Below are 899 nucleotides of genomic sequence, written 5' to 3'. Positions count from 1 at the left end.
ATCACCACCGCGCTGATCCCCGGCCGTCCGGCGCCGATCCTGCTGCACGAGGACACCGTGGCGGCGATGAAGCCCGGTTCGGTGGTCATCGACCTGGCCGCGGCGCAGGGCGGCAACTGCCCGCTGACCGTCGCCGACCAGGTGGTGGTGCGCCACGGCGTGACCCTGGTCGGCCACAGCAACCTGCCGGCGCTGGTGCCGGCCGACGCCTCGGCCCTCTACGCGCGCAACCTGCTGGACTTCCTCAAGCTGGTCATCGACAAGGACGGCCAGTTCCAGCTCAACCGCGAAGACGACATCGTCGCCGCCTGCCTGATGTGCACCGACGGCCAACTGGTACGACTCAATGGCGGTGCTCCCGCGGCCACCGTCGCTCCAGCCTCCAAAGCCACCGCATAAGGACAACCGCCATGGACCCGATCTCCGACGGTCTCTACAACCTGATTATCTTCGTGCTGGCGATCTACGTCGGCTACCACGTGGTGTGGAACGTCACTCCCGCCCTGCACACCCCGCTGATGGCGGTGACCAACGCCATCTCCGCCATCGTCATCGTCGGCGCCATGCTGGCCGCCGCGCTGACCGAAACCGGCCTGGGCAAGACCATGGGCACCCTGGCCGTGGCGCTGGCCGCGGTCAACGTGTTCGGTGGCTTCCTGGTCACCCGGCGCATGCTGGAAATGTTCAAGAAGAAAGACAAGCCGGCCAAGGCGGAGGCGCACTGAGATGAGCATGAACCTGATCACCGCCCTCTACCTCGTGGCGTCCGTGTGCTTCATCCAGGCGCTCAAGGGCCTCTCGCACCCGACCAGCTCGCGCCGGGGCAACCTGTTCGGCATGGTCGGCATGGCCATCGCCGTGCTCACCACCGTCGGCCTGATCTACAAGCTCGGCGCGCA

At 67.0% G+C, this 899-nt stretch carries 2 protein-coding genes and 1 pseudogene; all 3 read left to right on the top strand.

From position 1 onward, the window contains the following. Positions 1 to 399, top strand: a pseudogene (locus E5198_RS21255) (NAD(P)(+) transhydrogenase (Re/Si-specific) subunit alpha); the annotation flags it as partial. Between the two features lie 11 nt (positions 400 to 410). After that, on the top strand, positions 411 to 725 hold the full coding sequence (locus tag E5198_RS21250) for an NAD(P) transhydrogenase subunit alpha (RefSeq protein ID WP_041506114.1): 315 nt from the start codon (positions 411 to 413) through the stop codon (positions 723 to 725). A 1-nt stretch (position 726) separates the two neighbouring features. Then, positions 727 to 899, top strand: a 173-nt coding sequence (locus E5198_RS21245; protein WP_178084113.1) for an NAD(P)(+) transhydrogenase (Re/Si-specific) subunit beta, incomplete at its 3' end; no start/stop codon positions are given.

The sequence above is a fragment of the Pseudomonas sp. A-1 genome (assembly GCF_004801855.1).
In the GTDB taxonomy this organism is placed as follows: Bacteria; Pseudomonadota; Gammaproteobacteria; order Pseudomonadales; family Pseudomonadaceae; genus Geopseudomonas.
Note: the sequence above shows the minus strand (reverse complement) of the source record. Positions and strands in the feature narration are given on the sequence as shown.

Coding starts and splice junctions, on each gene's coding strand:
- E5198_RS21250 (WP_041506114.1), top strand. CDS start 411: ATGGACCCGATCTCCGACGGTCTCTACAACCTGATTATCTTCGTGCTG.